General features: G+C 72.8%; 24 protein-coding genes and 2 pseudogenes. 20 read left to right on the forward strand and 6 right to left on the reverse strand.

The features are described from left to right. Nucleotides 1-13: 13 nt before the first annotated feature. The 4 genes and pseudogenes from AB0O19_RS29870 to AB0O19_RS29885 all read left to right on the forward strand — a co-directional run bounded on the left by AB0O19_RS29870 (nucleotide 14) and on the right by AB0O19_RS29885 (nucleotide 3,362). The gene (locus tag AB0O19_RS29870; RefSeq protein ID WP_363623965.1) at nucleotides 14-1,279 is read left to right on the forward strand and encodes a helix-turn-helix transcriptional regulator; all 1,266 of its coding nucleotides are present in this window, start codon (nucleotides 14-16) and stop codon (nucleotides 1,277-1,279) included. Then, nucleotides 1,276-1,806, forward strand: a complete 531-nt coding sequence (locus tag AB0O19_RS29875; RefSeq protein ID WP_363623967.1) for a GNAT family N-acetyltransferase — start codon at nucleotides 1,276-1,278, stop codon at nucleotides 1,804-1,806. The genes AB0O19_RS29870 and AB0O19_RS29875 overlap by 4 nt, the downstream gene beginning before the upstream one ends. Before the next feature lie 198 nt (nucleotides 1,807-2,004). After that, a pseudogene (locus AB0O19_RS29880) lies at nucleotides 2,005-2,274 on the forward strand (ASCH domain-containing protein); the annotation flags it as partial. Nucleotides 2,275-2,480: 206 nt separating this feature from the next. Next, nucleotides 2,481-3,362, forward strand: coding sequence for a S41 family peptidase (locus AB0O19_RS29885; RefSeq protein ID WP_363623969.1), 882 nt, complete (start codon nucleotides 2,481-2,483; stop codon nucleotides 3,360-3,362). A 152-nt stretch (nucleotides 3,363-3,514) separates the two neighbouring features. On the opposite strand, the gene AB0O19_RS29890 is transcribed toward AB0O19_RS29885, so the two are convergent. Then, nucleotides 3,515-5,152, reverse strand: coding sequence for an alkaline phosphatase D family protein (locus tag AB0O19_RS29890; RefSeq protein WP_363623971.1), 1,638 nt, complete (start codon nucleotides 5,150-5,152; stop codon nucleotides 3,515-3,517). Nucleotides 5,153-5,662: 510 nt separating this feature from the next. On the opposite strand from AB0O19_RS29890, the gene AB0O19_RS29895 reads away from it, so the two are divergent. After that, the gene (locus tag AB0O19_RS29895) at nucleotides 5,663-6,118 is read left to right on the forward strand and encodes a hypothetical protein (protein ID WP_363587849.1); all 456 of its coding nucleotides are present in this window, start codon (nucleotides 5,663-5,665) and stop codon (nucleotides 6,116-6,118) included. A gap of 120 nt (nucleotides 6,119-6,238) precedes the next feature. On the opposite strand, the gene AB0O19_RS29900 is transcribed toward AB0O19_RS29895, so the two are convergent. Beyond that, nucleotides 6,239-7,234, reverse strand: a complete 996-nt coding sequence (locus tag AB0O19_RS29900; protein WP_363623973.1) for a helix-turn-helix transcriptional regulator — start codon at nucleotides 7,232-7,234, stop codon at nucleotides 6,239-6,241. Between the two features lie 173 nt (nucleotides 7,235-7,407). Here AB0O19_RS29900 and AB0O19_RS29905 point away from each other — a divergent pair, with 173 nt between their 5' ends. The 9 genes and pseudogenes from AB0O19_RS29905 to AB0O19_RS29945 all read left to right on the forward strand — a co-directional run bounded on the left by AB0O19_RS29905 (nucleotide 7,408) and on the right by AB0O19_RS29945 (nucleotide 17,339). Next, nucleotides 7,408-7,722, forward strand: coding sequence for a hypothetical protein (locus tag AB0O19_RS29905; RefSeq protein WP_363587845.1), 315 nt, complete (start codon nucleotides 7,408-7,410; stop codon nucleotides 7,720-7,722). Nucleotides 7,723-7,917: 195 nt separating this feature from the next. Further along, a complete protein-coding gene (locus AB0O19_RS29910) occupies nucleotides 7,918-8,127 on the forward strand; it encodes a hypothetical protein (protein WP_363623975.1) in 210 nt (69 codons plus the stop codon). Between the two features lie 272 nt (nucleotides 8,128-8,399). Next, nucleotides 8,400-10,166, forward strand: coding sequence for a hypothetical protein (locus AB0O19_RS29915; protein ID WP_363623977.1), 1,767 nt, complete (start codon nucleotides 8,400-8,402; stop codon nucleotides 10,164-10,166). A gap of 130 nt (nucleotides 10,167-10,296) precedes the next feature. Beyond that, nucleotides 10,297-10,623 (forward strand): annotated as a pseudogene (locus tag AB0O19_RS29920) (transglycosylase family protein); the annotation flags it as partial. A gap of 1,431 nt (nucleotides 10,624-12,054) precedes the next feature. Then, nucleotides 12,055-13,251, forward strand: a complete 1,197-nt coding sequence (locus tag AB0O19_RS29925; protein ID WP_363624090.1) for a Cmx/CmrA family chloramphenicol efflux MFS transporter — start codon at nucleotides 12,055-12,057, stop codon at nucleotides 13,249-13,251. 296 nt (nucleotides 13,252-13,547) lie between these two features. Next, the gene (locus AB0O19_RS29930) at nucleotides 13,548-14,432 is read left to right on the forward strand and encodes a sphingomyelin phosphodiesterase (protein ID WP_363623979.1); all 885 of its coding nucleotides are present in this window, start codon (nucleotides 13,548-13,550) and stop codon (nucleotides 14,430-14,432) included. A 77-nt stretch (nucleotides 14,433-14,509) separates the two neighbouring features. Then, nucleotides 14,510-15,673 (forward strand): hypothetical protein, encoded by a 1,164-nt coding sequence (locus AB0O19_RS29935; RefSeq protein ID WP_363623981.1) that lies wholly within the window; start codon nucleotides 14,510-14,512, stop codon nucleotides 15,671-15,673. A gap of 259 nt (nucleotides 15,674-15,932) precedes the next feature. Next, complete coding sequence (locus AB0O19_RS29940) at nucleotides 15,933-16,472, forward strand: hypothetical protein (protein ID WP_363623983.1); 540 nt, start codon at nucleotides 15,933-15,935, stop codon at nucleotides 16,470-16,472. A gap of 153 nt (nucleotides 16,473-16,625) precedes the next feature. Then, nucleotides 16,626-17,339, forward strand: coding sequence for a 2OG-Fe(II) oxygenase (locus AB0O19_RS29945; protein WP_363623985.1), 714 nt, complete (start codon nucleotides 16,626-16,628; stop codon nucleotides 17,337-17,339). A gap of 12 nt (nucleotides 17,340-17,351) precedes the next feature. On the opposite strand, the gene AB0O19_RS29950 is transcribed toward AB0O19_RS29945, so the two are convergent. Further along, nucleotides 17,352-17,924, reverse strand: a complete 573-nt coding sequence (locus AB0O19_RS29950) for an SMI1/KNR4 family protein (protein WP_363623987.1) — start codon at nucleotides 17,922-17,924, stop codon at nucleotides 17,352-17,354. 155 nt (nucleotides 17,925-18,079) lie between these two features. On the opposite strand from AB0O19_RS29950, the gene AB0O19_RS29955 reads away from it, so the two are divergent. Beyond that, on the forward strand, nucleotides 18,080-18,820 hold the full coding sequence (locus AB0O19_RS29955; RefSeq protein WP_363623989.1) for a hypothetical protein: 741 nt from the start codon (nucleotides 18,080-18,082) through the stop codon (nucleotides 18,818-18,820). A gap of 22 nt (nucleotides 18,821-18,842) precedes the next feature. Here the strand turns inward: AB0O19_RS29955 and AB0O19_RS29960 are convergent, their stop codons facing one another. Then, a complete protein-coding gene (locus AB0O19_RS29960) occupies nucleotides 18,843-19,586 on the reverse strand; it encodes a class I SAM-dependent methyltransferase (RefSeq protein ID WP_363623991.1) in 744 nt (247 codons plus the stop codon). Nucleotides 19,587-19,848: 262 nt separating this feature from the next. Between AB0O19_RS29960 and AB0O19_RS29965 the strand changes: the two genes are divergently transcribed. Beyond that, nucleotides 19,849-20,163 carry a hypothetical protein gene (locus tag AB0O19_RS29965; protein WP_363623993.1) on the forward strand — a complete coding sequence of 105 codons (315 nt, stop codon included), beginning with the start codon at nucleotides 19,849-19,851 and terminating at the stop codon, nucleotides 20,161-20,163. On the opposite strand, the gene AB0O19_RS29970 is transcribed toward AB0O19_RS29965, so the two are convergent. Then, nucleotides 20,147-20,638, reverse strand: a complete 492-nt coding sequence (locus AB0O19_RS29970; RefSeq protein ID WP_363623995.1) for a GPI anchored serine-threonine rich family protein — start codon at nucleotides 20,636-20,638, stop codon at nucleotides 20,147-20,149. The two genes, AB0O19_RS29965 and AB0O19_RS29970, sit on opposite strands and share 17 nt — an antisense overlap. A 240-nt stretch (nucleotides 20,639-20,878) precedes the next feature. Between AB0O19_RS29970 and AB0O19_RS29975 the strand changes: the two genes are divergently transcribed. Further along, nucleotides 20,879-21,151 (forward strand): hypothetical protein, encoded by a 273-nt coding sequence (locus AB0O19_RS29975; protein WP_363623997.1) that lies wholly within the window; start codon nucleotides 20,879-20,881, stop codon nucleotides 21,149-21,151. Between the two features lie 128 nt (nucleotides 21,152-21,279). On the opposite strand, the gene cynR is transcribed toward AB0O19_RS29975, so the two are convergent. Next, nucleotides 21,280-22,188 (reverse strand): transcriptional regulator CynR, encoded by a 909-nt coding sequence (gene cynR / locus AB0O19_RS29980; RefSeq protein WP_363623999.1) that lies wholly within the window; start codon nucleotides 22,186-22,188, stop codon nucleotides 21,280-21,282. Nucleotides 22,189-22,310: 122 nt separating this feature from the next. Here cynR and AB0O19_RS29985 point away from each other — a divergent pair, with 122 nt between their 5' ends. The 3 genes from AB0O19_RS29985 (at nucleotide 22,311) to AB0O19_RS29995 (ending at nucleotide 24,062) form a co-directional block, all read left to right on the forward strand. Further along, nucleotides 22,311-22,925, forward strand: coding sequence for a carbonic anhydrase (locus AB0O19_RS29985; RefSeq protein WP_363624001.1), 615 nt, complete (start codon nucleotides 22,311-22,313; stop codon nucleotides 22,923-22,925). Nucleotides 22,926-23,015: 90 nt separating this feature from the next. Then, nucleotides 23,016-23,486 carry a cyanase gene (gene cynS / locus AB0O19_RS29990; RefSeq protein ID WP_350881326.1) on the forward strand — a complete coding sequence of 157 codons (471 nt, stop codon included), beginning with the start codon at nucleotides 23,016-23,018 and terminating at the stop codon, nucleotides 23,484-23,486. A gap of 75 nt (nucleotides 23,487-23,561) precedes the next feature. Beyond that, the gene (locus AB0O19_RS29995; RefSeq protein WP_363624003.1) at nucleotides 23,562-24,062 is read left to right on the forward strand and encodes a nucleoside deaminase; all 501 of its coding nucleotides are present in this window, start codon (nucleotides 23,562-23,564) and stop codon (nucleotides 24,060-24,062) included. The last annotated feature ends 102 nt before the right edge of the window (nucleotides 24,063-24,164 follow it).

The raw sequence follows: 24,164 nt of genomic DNA on the forward strand, positions 1-24,164 counted from the left end.
CTACGTTGACTCCATGGTGGTCAACGTCCAGCTCCGTCACCGGATGGCCGAACGCCGCATGACGAAGGTCGAGTTAGCCCGCGAAGTGAACCTGGAGATCGAGATCCTCACCGGGCGGCTCGGCACCGTATCAGAGCGCACAGTGCACAACTGGCTGAGCGGTTCGACCCGGTGGCCACCGGAGAAGATTCGCCGCGCGCTCAAGGCAGTATTCGGCTGTACGCCCGAAGAGCTGGGCTTCGTCCCGACCGGGAGGGCCCGCACCACACCGGAGGAAGACGTGAGGCGACGCGACTTCATAGCGGCGGCCGGCGGTACGGCGGTCACCGTACTCACCCCTACCCCTGCAGCGTCGGCAGGTAGCCGCATCGGCATCACCGACGTGCAGAACCTGCAACGGCGCTTTACTGAGGTCATCGCCAGCGACCACCTTCACGGCGGCCGGCTCAGCATCGAGTCCAAGGCCGCATCGCTCGCCGACGAAGCCCTCGAACTGCAGAAGAACGGCATCGCGACCCAGCGGATCCGGGCCCAGCTGTACGCCAGCGCGGCGGCCTTCATGTCCTCGGCGATGTGGGCCGCGATCGACGGCCGCCGCTTCGATGCCGCACTCGAACACCACCGGAAGGCCGCCTCCCTGGCTGCTATGTCCGGAGACTCCGGCATCCAGTTCCGGATCTGGTCCCACGCGGGAAGTATGTACCGGCATCTGGGACAGGTGGGCGACGCTCTGGCAGCCAACGACGTGGCCCGCAGCCTGCCGATCGCCCGCCGCGACCCGCTGTTCGCCTCCCTCGGGCACGCCCGCCACGCGGCCATCCACGGCCTGACAGGCGACTCCAACGCGGTCCGCCGTTCGCTCGGACACGCACAGGACGCTCTCGACCGGGTGGACCAGGCAGCCACCCGACCGGTGTGGATAACCGCCTTCTACGATCAGTCCGAGCTCGACTCCCTCGCCCTCGCCGCCCACCTGGCAGCCGGGAACTGGGAGGACGCCGAAGCACGAGCCCACCGCAGCATCGCCCAGCGGCGCGACGCCATGCGGCGGTCCATCGCGATCACCACCGTCCGCCTCGCCAGGGCCCAGCTCGGTCAGGGGGACCTGGAGCCTGCGGTCGCCACGGCGATGTCCGTGCCGACCGCAGGCTCCACCCACCCCCGTGTCAAGCGCATGCTGGCGGCCTTCGGCACCAACCTGCATGAGCGGGCGCCCGGCAGCACATCGGACAGGACCTGGACCGCGTACACTCACGACACTTGGAGGACCACCGCGTGACCGTCGAACTCCGCCACCACACTGCGTTGGCGCCCGAGGCCCGACAGGATCTGCTGGACGTCTACGCCGACGTGCGCGGCCCGCTGCTGCACCTGCCGAACTACCGTGTCGCCGCATTCGCCGAACGCCTTGACCGGCATACCGCCGAGCCCGGCTTCGAACTCGTCCTCGGCTACGACGGTGAACTGCCGGTCGGATACGTCTACGGCAACACCGTCGAGGCCGGCGACCGGTACTGGAAGCGCATGACCGATCAGCTTCCCGACGGCTGGACCGACACGCCGACCCTGGCCATCAAGGAGATCGGCGTGCGCACGCCCTGGCGTGGCACCGGCACCGCCCGTCGCATCCACGACGCACTGCTGGCCAACCGCACCGAAGGCCGAGTCACGCTGATGGTGAACCCGCTCGCCGGGGACGGGAAGGTCCAGCGTCTCTACGAGACCTGGGGCTACCAGGCGTTCAACGCCCAGCAGCCATCACCGGAATCGCCTCGATTGACGGCGATGATCCGTCCGACCCGCTGAACTCCGCGACGGCGACCCTGCGGGTGAGGCCGTCGAGCACGGGCAAGCCCTCGCCGCCCGGCGATCGCGCGGGCGCCTGGCCGCCCTGCCCCTTCCCTCTTCGGCATGGAAGCGGAACACCACCCCATGCCGGACCAGGAACGCGTCATCAGGATCCGCCGCCCCATCTCGACCTGATCGCCGGCGGGCACCGAGACCGTCGGGGTGCGCGTCGGCTACCCCAGCATGCGAAAGATCCATCCGGGGCAGCTGCTCGTCTTCGAGTCCGGGGACGCCCGCTACCGCGCCCGGGTCACCGAGGTGGTGGAGTGCCCGGGCTTCGACGCGATGCTCGACGCCGAGGACCTGGAGGCGATCGGATCCGAGGGGATGAGCCGGGCCGAACTCCTTGCCGCCTACCGCGAGATCCACCCGCTGGAGAAGGAGCGGCTCGGCGTCCTCGCGATCCACCTGCGGCTCGCCCCGTAGCCGGGGAGCGACCGCGCTGCGCAGGAAGTCGGCGGGGCCGACTTCCTGCGCGCGGAACGGGTTTTCAGGTGCGGGTGGCTTGGGTGGCTTGGGTGCGGCAGTGGGTGAGGGCGGGTTTGAGGCGGGGGCCGGGGGAGGGGGTGGCGGTGGGGAGTTCGCTGAGAAACCGCTGGGCATCGGTTCGGCCTTGACCTACGATCGCGCGAATGATCACTCATGGAGCGATACTCGACACCGCCCTCGCCCGGATCACCGCTGGTTACGTGTTCCCCGAGAAGACGGCGGCCATGGAAGTGGCGATCCGGAACCGGCTGGCGGAAGGCGCTTATGAGGGCCTGGACGAGCGGGGGCTGTGCGAGCGGGTCACGGAGGACTTGCAGGGGGTGTGTCCGGACAAGCACCTGAGGCTGCTGTGGAGCGAGGAGCCGCAGTCGATGGACGAGGAGCCGGAGGATGTCGCCCGGGCCCGGTTCGAGCGGTACGCCCGGGAGAAGAACTACGGCATCCGGCGGGCAGAGCAGCTCGACGGCAACATCGGCTACCTCGATCTGCGCATGATTCCCCCGGCCGGGGTGGGCGGTCCCGCGATCGCCGCCGCGATGCAACTGGTCGCTTCCACCGAGGCGTTGGTCATCGACCTGCGGCAGTGCAGCGGCGGTTCACCGGAGGGTGTGCAGCTGTGGTGCAGCTACTTCTTCGCTGACGACGAGGTCCACCTCAACGACATCTACGACCGGGCTACCGACTCCACCCGCCAGTACTGGACCCTCGGGCACCTCGCCGCGCCGCGCTATTCGGACCGTCCGGTGGCGGTGCTGACCAGCGACTTCACGTTCTCCGGTGGGGAGGAGCTGTCGTACAACCTGAAGGTGCTCAAGCGTGCGACGCTGGTCGGGCAGACGACGCGTGGTGGCGCCCACCCGACGGCCCGTATTCCTGTTGCGCCGCATGTGACGGTGACCGTGCCGGCGGCCCGCTCGATCAACCCGGTCACCGGCACCAACTGGGAGGGCGTTGGCGTGGAGCCGGACGTGGCGGTTGCCGCTGAGGATGCGCTGGAGAAGGCACTGGAACACCTTCGCGCGTAGTCGAGTCCCCCGGCTGCTCAGTCCTGAGCAGCCGGGGGGCCTATGCGAGGCGACTGGTGCGGCGCGGTCACGCTCAAGGCTCAGCCGCCACATGGTCCCGCCGCCCCCGTGAGCGGCGGGACCATGTGGTGGCGGGACCAGGGGGCGGCGGGTCAGGCGGGGCGGATGCCCGGGTTGCCGGCCTCGGTGACGAAGGAGGCCGCGGTGGTGACGGTGCCGCCGGGGCGGGTGATGTGGGAGACGGCCCGGTAGTCGGCGCGCACCTGGTGGCGGTCCAGGGTGAGCGTGGTGTAGCCGCGCCGCCCGTCGTAGAACTTCATGTGCGGGTTGGCCGACATCAGGTTCTGCCAGTTGGACGGCCGCTCCTCGCCGTCGCCGTCGCTGCTGATCGAGGTGCCGACGAACTCCACGCCCACGGTGCGCGAGTCCGGCTTGTCGAAGTCGCGCTTGACGTCCAGGGCGTAGGCGACGTGGACGTCACCGGTGAGCAGCACCAGGTTCTCCACCCCGGCCCGGTCGACGGCGGCCAGGAAGCGCTCGCGGGCGGCCGGGTAGCCGTCCCAGGCGTCCATGGAGAGCTTGGAGCGCTCGGCGGTGGTGTTCTTGCGGCGGGAGAAGACGACCTGCTGCGGCACGACGTTCCAGGTCGCCCGGGAGCGGCGCAGGCCCTCGGCGAACCAGCGCTCCTGGGCGGCGCCCATCAGGGTGCGCCGCGGGTCCTCGGACTCCGGGGTGGGGTACTGCCAGCCGTCGCCGTTGGCCTGGTCGTCGCGGTACTGGCGGGTGTCGAGGATGTCGAACTGCGCCAGCTGCCCGAAGTGGACGCGCCGGTAGAGGGTGAGCTCGGTGCCGCGCGGCTGCGGCATCCGCAGCGGCATGTTCTCCCAGTACGCGCGGTAGGCGGCGGCGCGGCGGGCGATGAACGGCGCCGGGTCCTGGCCCTTCTCGGGGATGCCGGCCGCGTAGTTGTTCTCCACCTCGTGGTCGTCCCAGGTGACGTACCAGGGGTGGGCGGCGTGCGCGGCCTGGAGGTCGGGGTCGTTCTTGTAGAGGGAGTAGCGCAGCCGGTAGTCCTCCAGCGTGGCCGTCTCGTGGTCGAACAGCGCCGGCAGGGTGCGGTCGGTGTACTTGCGGTCGCCGCCCGCCGCGTCGATCCCGTACTCGTAGATGTAGTCGCCGACGTGGAACACCGCCGCCAGGTCCTCGTCGGCCAGGTGACGGTAGGCGGTGAAGTAGCCGTCCTCGTAGGCCTGGCAGGACACCAGCCCGAAGCGGACGGCGTCCAGCCTGCGCCCGCGCTCCGGCGCGGTGCGGGTGCGCCCCACGGGGCTGCTCCAGGTGCCGACGGTGAAGCGGTACCAGTACACCCGGTCCGCGTCGAGGCCGTCGACGTCCACGTGCACCGCGTAGTTGAACTCGGCGTGCGCGCGGGCGCTGCCGCGCCGTACCACCTTGCGGAACCGCTCGTCGCGGGCCAGCTCCCAGCCCACCCGCACCGAACCGGTGGGCGGCAGACCGGCGCCGGGCTCCAGCGGGCGCGGCGCCAGGCGGGTCCACAGCACGACGGATCCGGGCAGCGGGTCGCCGGAGGCCACGCCGAGGGTGAACGGGTTGCCGGTGATGGCGCGCGGGCCGAACTCGGCGTCCTCGGCGTGCGCGGACGGCAGGTTGACGGTGAACGCCAGCGCGGCGGCGGCCGAGGTGACGGTGAGGAAGCGGCGCCGGTCCAGCCGCGCGGCGGCCTCGCGCAGCTGCTGGTCGGGGGAGGGGCGGTCGGCAGGGCGGGTCATGGGGTGAAGGCCTTTCGCTGCTCGGCGGTGTGCGAAGGAATTCGAGTGGACCGCGCCGTACGCCAGGGGTCGGAGATCCGGCAGCCGAGTGATCATCTGATGGGGGAACCGTGAAGGTCCGGCAAATCCCCCCGGGGGGACGGAAACGGACGCGCGTAGCGTCACCCGCGCGACCGGTCCACTTGGCCCGCGGACGCAGGCCCTCCCGCCCCCGCCCGGGCCCGCCACCGGCCCCGGCCCGCCCGCAGGCCCCGCACCGCGGCCGCCCGGCAAAGCCCCGAACCCGCACGAGGGGACGGCTGCTCCGTACCCGGAACGGGCCGCGCGACGAGATCCACCCCCACTGCACACAGGCGCTGGCAAAGTCAAGAAAAACCACCCGAACGGGGGGGTCCACTTCTACGCCGGAGGGCGGTCGTGATGTACAACACGCTGGCACCCCAAGCGAGTTGACTGATAGGAATCACCCCGGGGGACCCGACCATCAGCTCACACCTCTGGGAGGGAACCATGAAGAACCGCTTCGTACGTCGTGCGGGTGTTGTGGTGGCCGGCCTCGCCGTCCTGACAGTCGGCTTCGGCAGCACGGCGGCCATGGCGGCCGCCCCGGCCCCTGCCCTGGCCCCGGTCGCAGTGGTCCAGAACGTCACGCCCGCCATCACGGCCGTGCAGACCTGGACCTACGTCACCGGCCCGCTGGAGACCACGCTCACCCTCGACACGACCGCCCGCTCCGCGTCCATCGTGGTGTACGCGAACGTGCCGCTCCTCGGCAAGGTCAAGGTCGGCAGCGCCTCCGGCAGCCTGACCGAAGGCATCACCTTCCACCTGGGCCTGTCGCCGTTCGTCAACGGCACGCAGAGGTTCTACCTGGTCGGCGACGACGTGCACCTGTACTACGACTTCGACGCGCTCGGCAAGCACTACACGGGCGACGTCAAGCTCGGCACGCTCCCGCCGTTCTAGCAGCCCCGCTCCAACACCTCCGGCGCCGCCCGCCGCCCCCGCGACCCGGGGGCGGCGGGCGGACCCACACCCGCACCAGCCGCCCGGCTCCCGCCACGGCCACCCGCGCGAACGCCGGCCCTACAACTGCTGCGGCAGCCAGCCGTTCTGCACCGCCCGCATCCCGAACTCGAAACGACTGCGCGCACCCAGCCGCTCCATCAGATCCGTCGCCACCCGCCGCGCCGTCCGCGACGACACCCCCAGCCGCTTGGCGATCGCCTCGTCCGTCAGCCCCTGCGCCAGCAACCGCACCACCGTCGCCTCCTGCGCACTGAGCCCGCCCTCGTCCCGCACCACCGACGGCCCCAGCTCCCGCGCCTGACCCCACACGTGCTCGAACAGCGCGCACAGCGCCACCAGCGTCCCGTGACCGGTCAGCACGACCGCCCCCGCACGGGTGTCCTCCCCGCTCACCGGGATCAGCGCCGTCGCCCGATCGAAGATGATCATCCGGGTCGGCAGCTCCGGCACCGTCCGCACCTCCCCGCCCAGCTCCGCCAGCCAGCCCACGTACGCCACCGTCGGCTGGCTGTTGCGCACACTGTCCAGGTACACCGTCCGCATCCGCACCCCCCGGCCCAGCAGATCCCGGTCATGCGGCCGGGACGCCTCGATGCTCTCCGGAGAATGCCCGCCACCCGGCGCGAAGGTCATGATCTCCGCCGTCAGGCCACGGGCCAGCGACGCGATCCGGTCCCGGATCTGGTCCAGGCCCACCAACTGCTCCACCCCCGCGTGCGAGGCGGCCGGCCGCAGATCCGCGTACTCCGCGATCAACTGCGCGGCCGCCGCCCGGGACGCCTCGATCCGCAGCTGCTGCGCCGCCAGATCCGCCTGCTGGCGGGCCATCAGCAACTCCATGCCGACCTGCGGCGACACCGCACGCAGCTCGCCCTCCCGCTCGTAGGAGGGCCGGATCAGCGCCAGCTCGCTCAGCAGGTCCAGACAGCGCCGGACCTCCTCCTCGCTGCGCCCGAGCCGCTCCGCCAGCGCCCGCACCCCGTCGCCGGGATGCGCGAGCATGCTGCGGTAGACGCTCTCCGACACGGCATCCAGCCCGAGTGCGGTCAGCATGCCTCGTTACCCCCCGGTGTGTAAGGCCTGAATCGCCAATCGCTGCGTACGCGATCATCGCACGCGAGTGCGAGGGGGGCCAGCAAGGGTCCCTGGACGGTTCCGGACACCGCCGGAACCGTCCAGGTTGATCCTCTATGCCGGGATGTCGACGGTTCGGCAGAGTCCGTTCCATGTACCTGATTCACGCCGAGATCCAGGCCCCGGCCCCGGCCTCGGGAGCAGCGCTCGCGCCCGACACCGCCGGGGTGCTGCTGGCGAGCGCGCGGCCCCAGGAGCGCATCGAACACGTCGCCGTGCACGAGGGCGCCGGGCCCGGCGCCGTCCTCGGCGTCTACCTGGTCGCCGGCCGGCTGAGCGCCGCCGAGACCGTCGTCGACGCGTTCTGCCGGCGCGCGGTCGAGACCGTCCCCGCGCTGCGCGGCTGGACGCTCACCCGCGTCGGCGCCCCGCTCGTCGCGCCGTTCTACGAGCGCCTGCTGGACTGATCCGGCCCGGCTGGACGGATCCGGACGCTGCCGTTTCCGTCCACCGGAGAACCCTTCCACCCGCCCTGAACTGCGACGAAGCTAGTACTCGCCAGCAGGGCCCACCGCCCGGAGGCAAACCGGCCGAGCGTCTACCGCGGGACGCGACACCGGACTCACCGCCACCCGTCCAGTTCTCGAAAGAGGTCAACTCCCATGCTTCGCACCCCGCTCGCCAAGGCCGCCGCGGTCGCCGCCCTCGCCCTCGCCGCCGCCCTGCCGATCGCCGGCCAGGCCTCGGCGAACACCATCTGGGACGGCCCCGCCCCCGCCCCGGCCCCGGCCGCCACGACGGCGAACACCATCTGGGACGGCCCGGCCCCCGCGTCGGTCACCGTGACCCCGGCGAACACCATCTGGGACTGACCCGCCCCGCGCCGGCCACCGCCGTGAACACCATCTGGGACTGACCCGCCCCGCGCCGGCCACCGCCGTGAACACCATCCGGGACTGACCCGCCCCGCGCCGGCCACCGCCGTGAACACCATCCGGGACTGACCCGCCCCGCCGCCGCCCGAGGCCACCCGACCGCTGCTCCTGCAGGGCAGCTGTCCGCCTCCCTCCGGGCCACGCCCCCCGTCTTCCCGTGCCCGCACCGGGCGCCCACCGCCGCTCTCACACCGTCAGGACGTGTCGCCATGCCCTCCGGGCTCTCCAAACTCGCCCGCGTCACCCTCGCCGCCTCCATCGCCGCCTCCGGCGCGATAGCCGCCACGGCCGTCACCACCACCGCGGCCCACGCCGCCGCCTCGTCCACCGTCGGCGGCCAGATCACCCGGTCGGAGATCCTCTCCCGCGCCCAGTACTGGTTCAACCAGAACCCGGGCCTCACCTACAACCAGGGCGCGACCTTCCCCGACTCCAGCGGCCGCTACTACCGCAAGGACTGCTCCGGCTACGTCTCCATGGCCTGGCACCTGGGCTACAGCGCCACCACCCAGTCCATCGCCACCGACGAGAGCTACGAGATCCCGCGCAGCGACCTGCGCCCCGGGGACGTCCTCAACAGCTTCTACGACCACGTCCTGCTCTTCGAGAAGTGGGACGACCCCGGCCACACGACCTTCTCCTACTACTCCTTCGGCTCCACCCCGGTGAAGCACATCGCCGGCGCCTCCATCAACGCCGCGAAGTTCGACTCGCACCCCAACGGCGACTACAAGGCGCGGCGCTACAAGAACGTCGTCGAGGACGTCAGCACCTCCCCGTCCTCGCTGCCCTCCGGCACGCTGGTCAAGTCCCCGAACGGCGCCTCGGTCAAGGTCATCGTCAACGGCGCGGGCCTGCCGGTCGCCGGCTCCGACGTCGCCGCCGACGGCTACGACCTGAGCAAGATCGTCCAGGTCGACGACGGTGCCTTCAACGCCCTGCCCACCGTGCCGCCGCCCGGCACCGTGGTCCACGACCAGGCCGGCGGCTCCTCCCGCTACGTCGTGGTCGGCGGCGCGGCACTGTTCATCTCCGGCGCGGACTGGACCGCCGACGGCTACAACACCCGCGCCGACATGGGCGTCCCGTCCAGCTGGCTGCAGGGCGCGATCAACACCGGCCCGGCCACCGGACTCGTCGTGATGGACCAGTCCGGCACCGACGCCGGCCGCTACGTCGTCGTCAACGGCACCGCCGTGCACATCTCCGCCGCCGAGTGGACCGCCGACGGCTACAACACCCAGTCCCTGATGGGCGTGCCCAGCGACTGGCTGAAGGCCGCCATCGCCAAGCCCATGCCCAACGGCACCGTCCTGATGGACCAGTCCGGCACCGACCCCAGCCGCTACGTCGTCGTCAACGGCGCCGCCGTGCACATCTCCGCCTCCGAGTGGACCGCCGACGGCTACAACCTCCAGTCCCTGATGGGCGTGCCCGGCGAGTGGCTCAACACCACGGCCAAGAAGACCGTCCCGGACGGCACCCTGATCAAGGGCCAGGCCGGCACCGACCCGTCGATCTACGTGATGGCCAACAACTCCGCACTGCCGATGACCAGCGCCGAGTTCACCACCGTCTACGCCAACCAGCCGGTCCTGGGCGTCCCGGAGGAATGGGAGGCCGCCGAGGTCGCCCGCCCGCTCGCCAACGGCACCCTGATCACCGACGCCGCCGGCACCGACTCCACCGTCTACGTGATGGCCGGCGGCCTGGCCGTCCCGCTCACCTACGCCGACTTCACCGGCTACGGCTACGACAAGCTGCCGCTGCGCGGGGTCCCCGGCAGCTGGGAGCAGTCGGCCGCCGCCAAGAGCGCCCCCGCCGACGGCACCCTGCTCCAGTCCTCCGACGGCCCCACCGTCTGGCAGGTCGTCAACGGCGGCAGCAAGAAGGCGGCCGCACCCGGCTCCTACAACGCCGCCGACGTGGTGAAGGTCCCGACCGCGCTGACCGCCAAGCTCCCCACCGTCGCCTGACGCACCCACCCCGCCAGGGCGGCCCGGCCACCGCAGGCCGGGCCGCCCCGCGCCTGCACACACGTACCGCACCCGCACGCACCCGATCGTCCGACCAGCCAACCCGCATCTGCCCAGGGGGACTTCCGTCATGACCGCCGCCGCCCGCAAGACACCGGCCCTCGCCGCCGCCACCGCCCTGCTCGCCCTCGCCGCCCCGCTCGCCCTCGGCGGCCAGGCCTCCGCGGCCTCGGTGTCCACCTGGGACAAGGTCGCCCAGTGCGAGAGCGGCGGCAACTGGAGCATCGACACCAACAACGGCTACTACGGCGGCCTCCAGTTCTCCCAGAGCACCTGGCTCGCCTACGGCGGCAGCCAGTACGCCCCCTACGCCAACCGGGCGACCAAGCAGCAGCAGATCCTGATCGCCGAGAAGGTCCTCGCCGGGCAGGGCCAGGGCGCCTGGCCGCACTGCGGCCCGGCGGCCAACCTGGGCGCCGACCACGCCAACCCCTACCCGGCCGGCACCTCCTACCCCGACCCGGCGTCGCTGCCCACCGGCACGCTCGTCAAGTCGCCCAACGGCTCCTCGGTCAAGATCCTGATCAGCGGCGCCGGCCTGCCCGTCACCGGCTCCGACGTCGCCCCCGACGGCTACGACCTGAGCAAGATCGTCCTGGTGGACGACGCCCGCTTCAACGCCCTGCCCACCACCCCGCCCGAGGGCACCGTCGTCCACGACCAGGCCGGCGGCAACGCCCGCTACGTCGTCGTCGCCGGCGCGGCGCTGACCATCTCCGGCGCGGACTGGACGGCGGCCGGCTACAACACCCGCCCCGACATGGGCGTCCCCACCGCCTGGCTGCAGAACGCGCTCACCAACACCCTCCCGACCGGCCTCGTCGTCCACGACCAGGCCGGCGGCAACGCCCGCTACGTCGTCGTCGCCGGCGCCGCCCTGCCCATCTCCGGCGCCGAATGGACCGCCGACGGCTACAACACCCGCGCCGACATGGGCGTCCCCGGCGCCTGGCTCACCTCCGCCACCCAGGCCACCGTCCCGAACGGCACCGTCGTCAACGGCCAGGCCGGCACCGACCCGTCGATGTACGTCATGGTCAACGGCACCGCCCTGCACATCTCCGGCAGCGAGTGGACCGCCGACGGCTACAACACCAAGACCCTGATGGGCGTGCCCGAGGCCTGGCTGCAGGGCGCCGTCGCCAAGCCCCTGAAGAACGGCACGGTCCTCACCGACGCCGCCGGCACCGACTCCACCGTCTACGTGATGGCCGGCGGCCTGGCGGTCTCCCTGACCTACGCCGACTTCACCGCCATGGGCTACGACAAGCAGCCGCTCACGGGCGTCCCCGGCACCTGGCTGGGCGCGGCCGCCGCCAAGAGCGCCCCCGCCGACGGCACCCTGCTGCTCTCGCCCGACAGCCCCACCGTCTGGCTGGTCGCGGGCGGCGGCAAGAAGGCCCTCACCGCGGCCGACTTCGGCCCCGGCAAGTACAGCCTCGCCGACGTGGTCAACGTCCCGACCGCGCTGACCGCCAAGCTCCCGACCGCCACCGCGTAACCCCGGCCCCCGACCACCCCGAGCCGCCCGGCCGCACCCGCCGGGCGGCACGGGCGCGGTTCCGGAGACGCCCGAAACCCGCGTGCCCCACCGGGCACCGCTCCGGTAGCCTGCAGACCATGTCGAGCCCCGAGGCATCCAGGGTGGGGGCTTTCGGTCACGCGCCGTCAGCCCCCTGAACCCCCGAGCCGCGCACCCCGCCCTCCCGCCGCACCCCACGGCCGGACGGGCACGCCCTCAGGCCCCGGGCGCTGACCGCGGTGACGAGACGCCGACCTCCCGCGCATCTCCTCACTCCGGAGCCCCCAGATGTCCCCGACACGCCCGATGCCCCTCCCGCTGTACCTCCTCGCCCTGGCCGTCTTCGCCATGGGCACCTCCGAGTTCATGCTCGCCGGCCTCCTGCCCGACCTCGCCGCCGACCTCGGCGTGAGCGTCGGGGCGGCCGGCCTGCTCGGCCCCGCCTTCGCCGCCGGAATGGCCCTCGGCGCCCCACTGATGGCCGCCCTCGCCCGCACCTGGCCCGCCCGCACCAGCCTCCTCGGCCTCCTCCTCGCCTTCGCCGCCGCCCACGCCGCGGGCGCCATCACCACCAGCCTCCCGCTCCTGTGCGCCACCCGCGTCGCCGCCGCCCTCGCCTGCGCAGGCTTCCTCGCCGTCGCCCTGACCACCGCCGCCACCCTGGTCGCCCCCGACCGCAAGGGCCGCGCCCTGGCCGTCCTGCTCTCCGGCACCACGCTCGCCACCATCGCCGGCGTCCCGGCAGGCGCCGCCCTCGGCACCCTGCTCGGCTGGCGCGCCACCTTCTGGGCCGTCGCCGCCCTCTGCCTGCCCGCCGCCGCCGGCCTCCTGCGCGGCATCCCGGCCGCACCCGCCCCACACGACAGCGCCCCACACGACAGCGCCCCGCATGACACCGCCGAACCGGCGCTGCGCACCGAACTCGCCCAACTGCGCCGCCCCCGTCTGCTCCTGGTCATGGCGCTCGGCGCCCTGGTGAACGCCGCGACCTTCGCCGGCTTCACCTTCCTCGCCCCCGTCGTCACCGACACCGCCGAACTGGGCCGGCTCTGGATCCCCGTCGCCCTGGTGCTCTTCGGCGCCGGCTCCCTGCTCGGCGTCACCACCGCCGGACGCCTCGCCGACCACCGCCCCCGCCTGCTCCTCGCGGCCGGCGGCCCGCTGCTGCTCGCCGGCTGGCCCGCCCTCGCCGTCCTGGCCGAGGAGCCGGCCGCGCTGCTGGCCCTGGTGTTCGTGCAGGGCGCGCTGTCGTTCGCACTGGGCACCACCCTGATCACCCGGGTCCTCTACGAGGCGGCCGCCGCCCCCACCATGGCCGGCTCGTACGCGACCGCGGCCCTCAACGTCGGCGCCGCCACCGGACCGCTGGTCGCCGCCCCCACCCTGGGCTCCAGCGCCGGGCCGCTGGGCCCACTGTGGGCGAGCGCCCTGCTCGTCCTGCTCGCGCTGCTCGCCGCTGTCCCGCTGCGCGGGGTGCTCGCCCCCCGCCACGGCGGCGCGTAACAGGCCCCGGGCCGCACCTCGCGGCAGCTGCGCCGTGGGGAGTCGGCCACGCCGACTCCCCACGGCGGCCGTACGCCCCGTCGGTGGGCACGGCCCCGGCGCGGCACCATCCGTGTACGCCCCTTCACGTCCTGCCATGAGCCGGTGATGCCTCCCCGCGCCCCGTGGCGTCCGCCGGGGCACCGGCGCGTCGACGCCGGCGGGCGCGGGCCGACCCCTTGACTTGGGGGGCGGGGCGCCCCGGACCGGTTCCGCCGTGTGTGCGCCCCGCGCCCGCCGGTTCGGAGAGGACGGCCTTGAAGGTTCTGACGCACAACGTGATGTTCCTGTCCTGGCTGACGCAGAAGAGCGAGGGCGACTGGAACAACGCGGCGCGCTCGCGGCTGATCGCCGAGTCCGCGTACGTCGCGGACCACGACGTGCTGGTCTTCCAGGAACTCTTCGACCCCGGCCCCTCCGAGGAACTGATGCAGGGCCTGGAGGGCCGGGGGTACCGCCACCGCACGCCGGTGGTCGGGGTGGACGAGTCGGGCTGGGCCGCCACGCACGGCCGGCAGATCTCCCCGCTGCACGCCCGCGGCGGGGTCGCGATCGTCAGCAGGTGGCCCATCCTGCGGATGGAGCAGTACGTCTACGAGGTGGCCTGCGGCTGGGACGCCGAGGCCGCCAAGGGCTTCGCCTACGCCGTACTGGAGGTCGACGGCCGGCGCGTGCACGTGGTGGGCACCCACCTGCAGTCCGACGACGGCGCCTGCCTGACCGGCCAGGCGAGGATCATGCGCCGCTCCCAGCTGCGCGACATCGACGTCTTCCTGACGGACCGCCGCATCCCGGCGCACGAGCCGGTGATCGTCGCCGGGGACTTCAACACCGACCGCCACTCGCCCGACTTCCAGGACGTCCTGGGCTTCGGGAACCTCCAGGAGGCGGGCCCCCGGACCGGCTGGAAGTACTCCTTCGACACCATCGCCAACGACGCCGCCCTGCACCGCCACCCGGCCGACCCCGCCGAGGACACGGACCACGTCCTGCTCCGCAAGGGCCACGCCCCGCCGTGCGACGCCTGGACGAGCGAGGTCCTGAAGACCGCCTCGCCGAGCTGGGAGGCGGGTGGCCGGGCCTTCACCGACTACAGCGACCACTACCCGGTGACCGCGGGCCCGCTGAGCCCGGGCCGCTGAGCCCGGGCCGCTGAGCCCGGGCCGGGCCCTGGGACGGTCGCCCGGCAAGCGCGAGCCGTCCGACAGGAGGAGCGGATATGAGCTACTCGGCACCACAGCAGTTCGGCGAACTCACCTTCGTCTTCAGCACCGGCGAGACCAGACCTCCCGAGGGCTACCACGCCCTGTGCAGCGTCATCCCCGACAACGCCCCGATGACCTGGGTGCGGGGGAGCACCGCCGGCTCGGCCGCGCTGGCCGAGCCCAAGCAGTGGCGCAAGGTCACCGACTCCGACGGGGTGCTGCGCGGCCTGGTGCCGGTGGCCCCTCCCGGGTACCGGGCGCTGAGCGCGCTGTGGTCCTCGGACACGGTCCACGGGCCCCGTGACGTCCTGCGCGACCTCGGCGGCGCGGCCTTCGTCGCCCAGGGCGACCTGCGCTGCGTGAAGGAGGAGATCGGCGGACGCCCCTACGTGGCCCTCGGCGCCTGGCGCGGGCGCGGCGGCCTGGAGATCCCCGAGACCGTCCGCCCCGAGACGATCCCCGGCGGCACGGGCTGCCTGCTGACCCCCGGCATCGCGACCTGGATCTCCTACTTCGACGGCGACTACGAGGGGGAGGACCCCGGCGACGTCCACGTGCTGGACGTGCCGATGCGGCAGGTCCGGCAGGGGACGGCGAAGGGCCCGGCCGTCACGGACGGAGGCGACGTGCCCGAGCGGACCGAGCCGGTCGTCGACCGGGAGGTGGTCCTCCCGTGCACCGCCGTCCTCGACCGGGGCGCGTCCACGGAGTGGATCCTGCGCAACTCGCCGACGTACACGGTGCGGCGCAAGCGGTTCTACACCCGGGTCGCGGTCACCGACCTGCGGGAGGACCCGGGCCCGGGCACGGTCGGCGCCACCGTCCCGTGGGGGGTGGACGAGGCGCAGGCGCAGGCCTGCCGCGAAGCCGTCGGCCTGTCCGCGGGGTTCGAGGCGGGCGTCGAGATCGAGGGCTCCGGCGCCAGGGCGGCCGCCTCCCTCAGCCGCGAACTCGGCTACGACAGCACGCGTTTCATCGCCGCCATGACCCGGGAGCGGCAGGAGGTCCGCGCCCCCGCACCGGGCCTGCACCTCACCGCGCTGTACGTCGAGAGCCACCGCATCGAGGTCGTCCGCAACGACCCGGACCACACGCTCCCCTCGGACCGGGCGGGCCTGACGTTCAACGCCCACGCGTCCTGGACGGCGCCCACCTACCCGCCGCGCCCGGCCCGCTGAGGGGCCGGCGCCCCGCGGCGGCCGGCCCCGCCGCGCACCGGCCGGTGCGCGGCGACCGCCGCTGTCACCGCGCCGTTGACTGTTCATCAGATCTTGCGAACTCGTGGTCGTCGGCTGGTTGGGCCGGCCGGGCGGTGGCTACGCTCGGCCGTGTCGTCCGATGGGGGGCGGCACCCGTCGCGTGCCGCACGCGCCCGGCCCTCGTGGCCCTCGGGCGTCGGAGCGGAGCACGCGCGGGCGGTTCCCACGGGAGTGGATCATGAGCTCTGTTGGTCGCAAGACCGTCGCGGTGATGGCCGCGGCCTTGGCCTCGCTGGGTGCGGGGAGCGCGGTCACCGCGTCCGCGGCCGCCTCGTCGGCTCCGTCGTGCAGCGGGTCGGAGTGCCCCAGCCTCAAGCCGACCAGGCTCTCGGCCAGTCAGGCGAGCCTGAACGTCACCCAGATGCAGCTGGAGAACATCCACGCGATGGCCTCCGACGCGGTGACCGGGGAGCCCATCCGCGGCGCCCGGATCGTGTTCGCCACCGTGGGCGGCCGGACGCTGGGCGCGGCCTACACCGACTACGACGGCATCGCCGCGATCACCGCCCCCGAGAACCTGGGCCCCGGCACCCTCCAGGAACTGCTGGGCGGCTACGAGGCCGCGATGGTCGGCGACGGCGTCCACGCCCCGGCCGGCGCCCACGGGGCCATCACCATCGGAACCGACCAGGGCCCCGGCGTCCCGGGCAACCCGTGTGCCGTGTGCAGCGACCGCGGGCTCAAGCAGGACGTGGTCCCGGTGGACTGGAGCCGGTAGGGGCGCGGGTGCGGCACCGGCCGATGCGGCCCCGGGCGTGAGCGCGTCCGAGGCCGCGCGACGACGAGAGGGCGGGAGACCATGACAGGGCCGGACACCGCGGCAGGGCCGAGCACCATGGCAGGGCCGGACACCGTGGCAGGGCCGAGCACCATGGCAGGGCCGGACACCGTGGCGGAGCGGGGCGCCGTGGCGGAGCAGCCGTCGCCGGTGAGCACGGACGCGATCTGGCGGCTCCCGGTGACGGTCTGCCGCATCACCGGGCTCCTGGGCGAGCGGACGGCCGGCGCCCTGCTGGCACGCGCCGTCGCCGTCGCCTCCGCAGGCGAGGCGTTGCAGCCCTCCCTGATCGGGGACCGGGAGCTGGCCCCCGACTTCCGCCGCTCCCGCTCGTGCCGGGAGTTCGCCGCGCCCGAACTGCTGGCGGCCATCGACGAGGTGCTGGAGGCGGTCGAGCACACCCTGGGCGTCTCCTGCCGCAACACCGAGCCCGACTACACCCTCAACGTGCACAACGACGGCGACTTCTACCGGCCGCACCAGGACACCAGCGCCGAGTTCTCCCCCCGGCGCCTGCTCACCTTCGTCTACTACCTGCACGGCACGCCCCGGCCGTTCGGCGGCGGCGAACTGCGCGTGTTCGACGCCGCCCTGCCGCTGTACGGCGGGACGACGGGGGAGTGGGAGAAGCGCACCTGGCGGGACTGGGAGCCCGAGCACGACAGCATCGTGTTCTTCCGCCCCACCGCCTGGCACGAGGTGCGCCCGGTGAGCTGCCCGAGCCGGCAGGCCGAGGACAGCCGCTTCGCCGTCAACGGCTGGCTGTGCAGCCCCGATCCGGCGACCGGGGGGAGCGGGGCGCTCTGACGGGGCGCGTCCTCAGTCCTTCAGCATCACCAGCGGCAGGCCGCCGTCGCTCCACGCGCCGCCCGTCTCGTCGACCTGGTAGCGGTCGGCCTCCAGGTCGGCGGCGAAGGCCTCCAGGAACTCCCGCAGGCCGGCGGCCTCGTAGCCGGCCCGCCAGCCCTCGTGCGACCAGTCGATGATCTGGCCGCGGCGCTGCGGGGCGGGCGGGTCCAGGTCGATGCAGATCACGTCGCCGTTGCCGATGGAGATGAAGGGGATCCACCCGGCGGACCAGGCGACGTCCCGGCGGATCACGCCGTCCTCCTCCAGCTCGTCCCAGGGCGGATCCCCGGCGTCGGCGGACCGCTCGCGCCAGTCGTCCACCATCGCGTCGAGCGAGTGGAGCGCGGCGTGTAAACCGATCAGGACCCCCGGCAGGCCGTCGTGGCAGCGGTAGGACTCCCGGACGTCCGGCGGGAGTTCCACCCCCATCGCGGCCTCCGCCGCCCGGATCTGCCCGTCGGTGGCGCCTGGCGGCATCGCGGCCGCCAACTTCGGGGCGATCCGCCCGAGCACGGCCTCGATCCGCGCCCACAGCTGCTGCATCGGGAACTCCCCTCCGTTGTGACGAGGACCGGAACGTAGCACCCGTCACCGACAGCCGGTCGGTGGGCCGGGGCTGATTGTCGGAGCCTCCTGGTAGGAAGGGGCTGATCGTCAGCCGACCGGCCGCCGACGCGTGGTCACCGAAGGAGGCCCGGATGTCCGTGGAAGACACCGCCGTGCGGGAGGACGTCATGACGGCCGGGGCGGGCCTGCGGATCTACCCCGACCCGGCGGACGTCTTCGTCGCCGACCAGGCCGAGTTGGCCCGGCACCTGCACCCGCTGGTCTCGATCGACCTGGCCCGGGTCAATCCCGCCTGGCACGGGTGGATCCACCTGCTGAGCCCGCTGGAGCCGTCGGAGGGCTGCATCGGCGACCACACCTCCGCCTTCCACACGGGGCTCCAGGCGCCCAACTGGCTCGGCTTCACGATGGAGGGCGACCGCTTCCGCCTGGCCGGCGACCTGCGCTACTTCGCCCGGGCGGCGGGCCCGGACGAAGTCCCCGACCCCTGGCCCGGGTTCCACACCGACCTCGCCGAGCACTGCGAACGCCAGGAGCGCAGCTACCGGGCGCACCGCGACAGCTTCCGCCGCGAGGGCCGGCTCGTCCTGCTCGGCGACGACGGTCTGCCGCACCCCGGCCGCACCGGCGAGATGGCCCTCCTGGACCAGCTCGGCGGCTACGCCGACTCCGCCGGCAACTGGATCGAGACCGACGTGTTCCCGCTCGACTACGACGGCGACCGCACCTGGCCCGTCGGCCCGTCCGGCCGCCGCTTCGAGTTCGTGGCGGCGGTGCCCGGCTGGCACTACCGCAGCAGCGGCGCCGACTGGATCATGCTGTTCTTCGAACCCGTCGACCGGCTGGCCCTGTTGACCTTCGACTGGAGCTGAGGCGCGGACGGCTCCGGGCCGGTCAGGCGCGGCAGCGCAGCAGTTCCAGCGGCGGGCTGGCGAGGAGGTCGGCCCAGAAGTCCTCGCCGAACTCGCGCAGGCCCGCTTCGGACACCTGGAGCGGGACCCACTCGGCGTCGCCGAACCCGGCCGCCCGCAGGCACTCCTCGTAGACCTCGCGGCGCGGGGCCGCGCCCACGATGCTGATCGGCTGAGGGTCGAGGAGGGCCGTGATCCGCACTCGCGGCCCCGTCTCGGTCTCCTCGCCGGTCGGCTCGCAGCGGAACCCGTACCTGTCCAGGGAGGGGCAGTCGAAGCGGTAGTCGGGCTTCTGGGCGAGCACGAAGAACTCCCCGCCCGGCACCAGGCTCCGGTGGATGTTGCGGCACATCCGTTCCATCGCCGCGACGTCCTCGGCGTAGTTGAGGCACTGCACTCCCAGTGCGATGTCGAACTTCCGGTCGAAGAGCCGCAGTTCGGCCACGTCGCCGACCTCGTAGCGCACACCCAGCGGGTCGCGCCGCTCGATCGTGCGCGCGGCGGCGACCATCTCGACGGAGATGTCGACGCCGAGGACGTCGGTGGCGCCGCGCCGCTTGAACTCCCTGCTGTAGAAGCCGGTGCCGCACGCCAGGTCGAGGACCGACCTGGCGGCCACGTCCCCGACCAGGCCCAGGAAGCTCGGCACCTCCCCGTAGCGGATCAACGGCAGGGACTTGAACCCCTCGAACGCCTCGCCGATCCCGTCGTACTGCTGCACGCCCACGTGCCGCCCCTCCTGTGTGCCGCCCGCCGGGTCGCGGCCGTGGCGGAAAGTCTCCTCCGCCCCGCCGGGCCGCCGTACTGGCAGATGGCACAAAGAAGTTGGCCGGTGAATCGGGGGCGAACCCTCCTATCGCCCAACACCGCTCTTCGGGGGCGGGGAAACGCCGTCGAAGGGCCATTCGAGTGACGTCCCGCGTCCTCGCGTGTCCGAACGGCCACACTGGCAGCGCTGAGGAAGCCCGCCGTTCAAAGGAGACGAGTCCGTGAAGAGCCTCGGAAGGACGCTGGTCACCGTCGGTGCCGCTGCGGTTCTGTGCATCGCAGTCCCGTCCGACGCCCAAGCCGCGGAGGGGACTTTCACCTACATCAGCAACAACCAGGAGCACACGCTGGAGAACCCCGAGGGCGACCGGTGCTACGACCTCGGCCGCCGCGTCACCGAGCTGTACAACGACACCGACGCGGAGGCGACCGTCTACCTCGGCGCCGGCTGCCGGGACGAGATCAAGACCATCAGGTCGGGTGGTTCGAGCACCCAGAGCGGCATCGGCTCGGTCAGTTTCACCGACGACGAGTAGCCGGCGCACCCGGCGGCGGGGCGGCCCGTCCGTCCGACGTGATCGTGAAGGGCTCGGACCAGTTGCCGGAATCACCGGACAGGACGACCCGGTAGTCGTCTCCAGGGGGGACGTTCGGCACGGTCACCTCCATCCGTCCCAGCAGGATGTCGAAGTCACGGGCGAGGACCCGGTCGAGGAGGGTGACGCCGCCCGCGCGCAAGGCGATGGACCCCGTGCGGTTGGTGATCTGCGCCGGCGGGTCCGAGACGTCCCAGGTGACTTCGACCCGCTCGCCGACCCGCCAGACCGTCCCCGCGCGAGGGGAGAGAACGCGCGGCACGTAGACGTCGCGCCGGGACGTGCGCTCGGCGGAGTGGGCGGCCACCGCCGGACCGGTGGCCTGTGCCTGTGCCGGCACCGTGGCGAGCAGGCTCGGCATGGCGGCGGCGGCCAGTGCCACCACGCCCAGGACGGGTCCGTTCCAGATCCTCATGGCCCCAGTGTCTCGGTTCGGCCCGGAGTGAGCGCACGGACGGGCGCCGCTTCCCTCGATCGGGGGAACGGCCGTCGGTGACGGAGGGCCCGTGAGGGGGGCGTGGCCCGAGGTCCGAGGGCGGCAAGCGGCCCGTCAGCCGCGTGACGGGGCGTGCGGTGCGGGCGCCACGGCCCCTTTCCCGGTGCAGGTCGGTCGCCTACGGTGGGTCACCCCGAAGACGAGGAACGGAGGTTCCCTGTGGCGGACGAGGTGACGACGCAGTACCGCAGCTACGCCTGGGAGGACGAGCACGGCGTCAAGTACGTGGCCGCCTACCCGGGCGACGAGGAGGCCGACGAGGAGCGCAAGGCCGAGCTGCGGGCGTTGGGCGCCCGCGTGTCGGCGGACCTGGTGGCCGAACAGGAGGCCGAGCGGGAAGCCCAGCGGGAAGCCCAGCGGCCGAGGGCCGGGCGGGTGGCCGGGCGTGCAGGGCCGGCGCTGCGGCTGATCCGTGGTGAAGGCTCGTCCTGAGTGCGTGACCGGGCCCGCCGGTGCGCAGGGCGCGGGCGGGCGGAGTGGGAAGTCGGCCGGGCCGACTTCCCACTCCGCGGTCGTCGGGGTGGTCCTCTCCCGGGCGGGGCCGCGGGGCGCGACCCGCTTCAGGCCGGGCCGTCGGGCGTGTAGTCGAAGGTGTGGGCCCGGTGTCGGGCGAGGTCGCCGAAGGAGCGGGCGGCGGCGCTCTGGTAGGCGGTGTCCCGGCGGAGCAGGGCGACGGCGCGCGAGGGGAGCGGCGGGTCGACCGGGATGGAGCGCAGGTGGGGGTGTTCGCGGGTGGTGGCGTCGGGTAGCACGGTGGCGAGGCCGGTGCGTTGGACGATCGCGACGAGCGCGCTGACGGAATTGGCCTCGACGGCGATCCGCGGCCGGACCCGGTGGTCGGAGAGGAACCGGTCGATGTGCTGCCGGGTCGCGAAGTCGCCGCTGAGCAGGGCGAGTTGCTGGTCGCCCAGCTCGCGGACCGGGAGCGGGCCCGGGTGGGCCGCGTACGGGTGGTCGGAGGCGACGACGAGGCCGAGGTGCTCGGTGAACAGGGTGGTGGCGGTGATGGCCGGCAGGTGCGCTCCGCCGAAGGCGATGCCGAGGTCGAGCTGGTCGGCGGCCAGCTCGGACTCGATGCGTTCCTGTGCCATCTCGCGGACGTCCAGGCTGATCCCGGGGTGGCGCGCGTGGAAGTCCCCGATGAGCGGCCCGGTCAGGTAGGCGGTGAAGGTCGGGGTCACGGCCAGGCGCAGGGTGCCGCGTGAGAGGTCCTTGACGTCCCGCACCGCGCGCTCGGCCGCCGCGAGGTCGCGCAGGGCCCGGCGCGCGTAGTGGGCGTAGGCCTGGCCGGCGTCGGTGAGGCGCACGGTGCGCCCGGAGCGGTCGAGGAGCTGCACGTGCAGCGAGCTCTCCAGCTGCTTGATCTGCTGCGAGAGGGTCGGCTGCGAGACGTGCAGGGCTTCGGCGGCGCGGGTGAAGTTGGCGTGCTCGGCCACGGCGAGCAGGTACCGGAGGTGGCGCAGTTCCATGAGCCAACTATAGGCAGCGCTGATGGCAATGATGGTTACCGCGTCTTGGACACTATAGGACCAGGTCATGCATCGTTGAGGTCATCGGCAGGCACCACGGTCGTCGAAGAAGGAGTGACCTCATGAACGAGATGGCGCAGGGTTTCCAGCGGTTCAGCCGGGACGTGTTCCCGACCCGGGCGGCACTGTTCAAGAGGCTCGCCACCACCCATCAGCCGACCGTGCTGTTCATCGGCTGCTCGGATGCCCGGGTCGTGCCGGAGCTGATCACCCAGACCGATCCGGGCGAGCTGTTCGTCATCCGCACCGCCGGCAACCTCGTGCCCCCGTACACCCGGGGCGCGGACGGTGTCGCAGCGAGCATCGAGTACGCGGTCGGCGTGCTCGGGGTCACGGACGTGATCGTCTGCGGGCACTCCGCGTGCGGCGCGATGACCGCCCTCGCCTCCGGTGGCGACCTCACCGGCCTGCCCGCCGTCGCCACCTGGCTGCACCACGCGGACGTCGCCAAGGCCCGCACCGACGCGGCCGAGCACCCGGCCGGCGCGGAGCGGGTCGCCGCCCTGGTGAAGGACAACGTCCTCGCCCAGCTGGCCAACCTGAAGACCCACCCGTCGGTGGCCAAGGCCCTGGTGCAGGGCAGGGTGACCCTGCACGGCTGGGTCTACGACATCGGATCCGGCTCCGCCGAGACGCTCGACACCGACAGCGGACGGTTCGTCGCCCTGGCGGGCTGACCACCCCGTCCCCCCCCGACCACTCCCTCCCACCATCCCCAGACCAGGTCCGGGCACCCGCCCCGGACCCATCCCCGAAAGGCCCATCCCATGGTGCACGCGCAGTTCGACCAGACCGCCCGTCAGCAGCTCGCCCTGGAGGTCGTCGACGCCAAGACCCGCAAGGACCTCACCTGGCAGGAGCTCGCCGACACGACCGGCCTGTCCGTCGCCTTCGTCACCGCCGCCCTGCTCGGCCAGCACGCCCTGCCCGCCGACGCGGCCAAGGCCGTCACCGAGCTCCTGGGCCTGGACGAGGACGCGGCCCGGCTGCTCCAGACCATCCCGCTGCGCGGCAGCATCCCCGGCGGCATCCCCACCGACCCGACCATCTACCGCTTCTACGAGATGCTCCAGGTCTACGGCACCACCCTCAAGGCCCTGGTCCACGAGCAGCTCGGCGACGGCATCATCAGCGCCATCAACTTCAAGCTCGACGTCAAGACCGTCGAGGACCCCGAGGGCGGCCACCGCGCCGTCATCACCCTGGACGGCAAGTACCTGCCCACCAAGCCGTTCTGATCCCGTGCGGGCCGGGGCGGACCGACGGGTCCCCCGGCCCGCCGTCCCACCCCCGACCAGCAAGGAACCGCCACCGTGGACTTCGCCCAGCACACCATCGACCTCGCCCGCCGCAACGTCGCCGAAGGCGGGCGCCCGTTCGCCACCGTCATCGTCAAGGACGGCGAGATCCTCGCCGAGAGTCCGAACAAGGTCGCCCAGACCGGCGACCCCACCGCGCACGCCGAGATCCTCGCCATCCGCGACGCCTGCACGAGGCTCGGCACCGAGCACCTGACCGGCACCACCATCTACGTCCTCGCCCACCCCTGCCCGATGTGCCTGGGCTCGCTCTACTACTGCAGCCCCGACGAGGTCGTCTTCCTCACCACCCGCGACGACTACGAACCGCACTACGTCGACGACCGCAAGTACTTCGAACTCGCCACCTTCTACACCGAGTTCGCCAAGAACTGGGACGAGCGCCGGCTGCCGATGCGCTACCGGCCCAGCGACGCGGCCATCGACGTCTACCGTGCGTGGCGCGAGCGCAACGGCGGCGAACGCCGCGTCGCCGGCGCGCCCGTCGCGCCCTGACGAGGGCGCACACGATGCCCGAGCCGATCGAGAAGGCCGCGTGGATCCGGCTGGAGAACGGCCGGGTCCACGCCGCAGTCGGCTTCCTCCTCCGCAGGCCAC

The organism is Kitasatospora sp. NPDC091276 (assembly GCF_040684355.1).
Lineage (GTDB): Bacteria > Actinomycetota > Actinomycetes > Streptomycetales > Streptomycetaceae > Kitasatospora.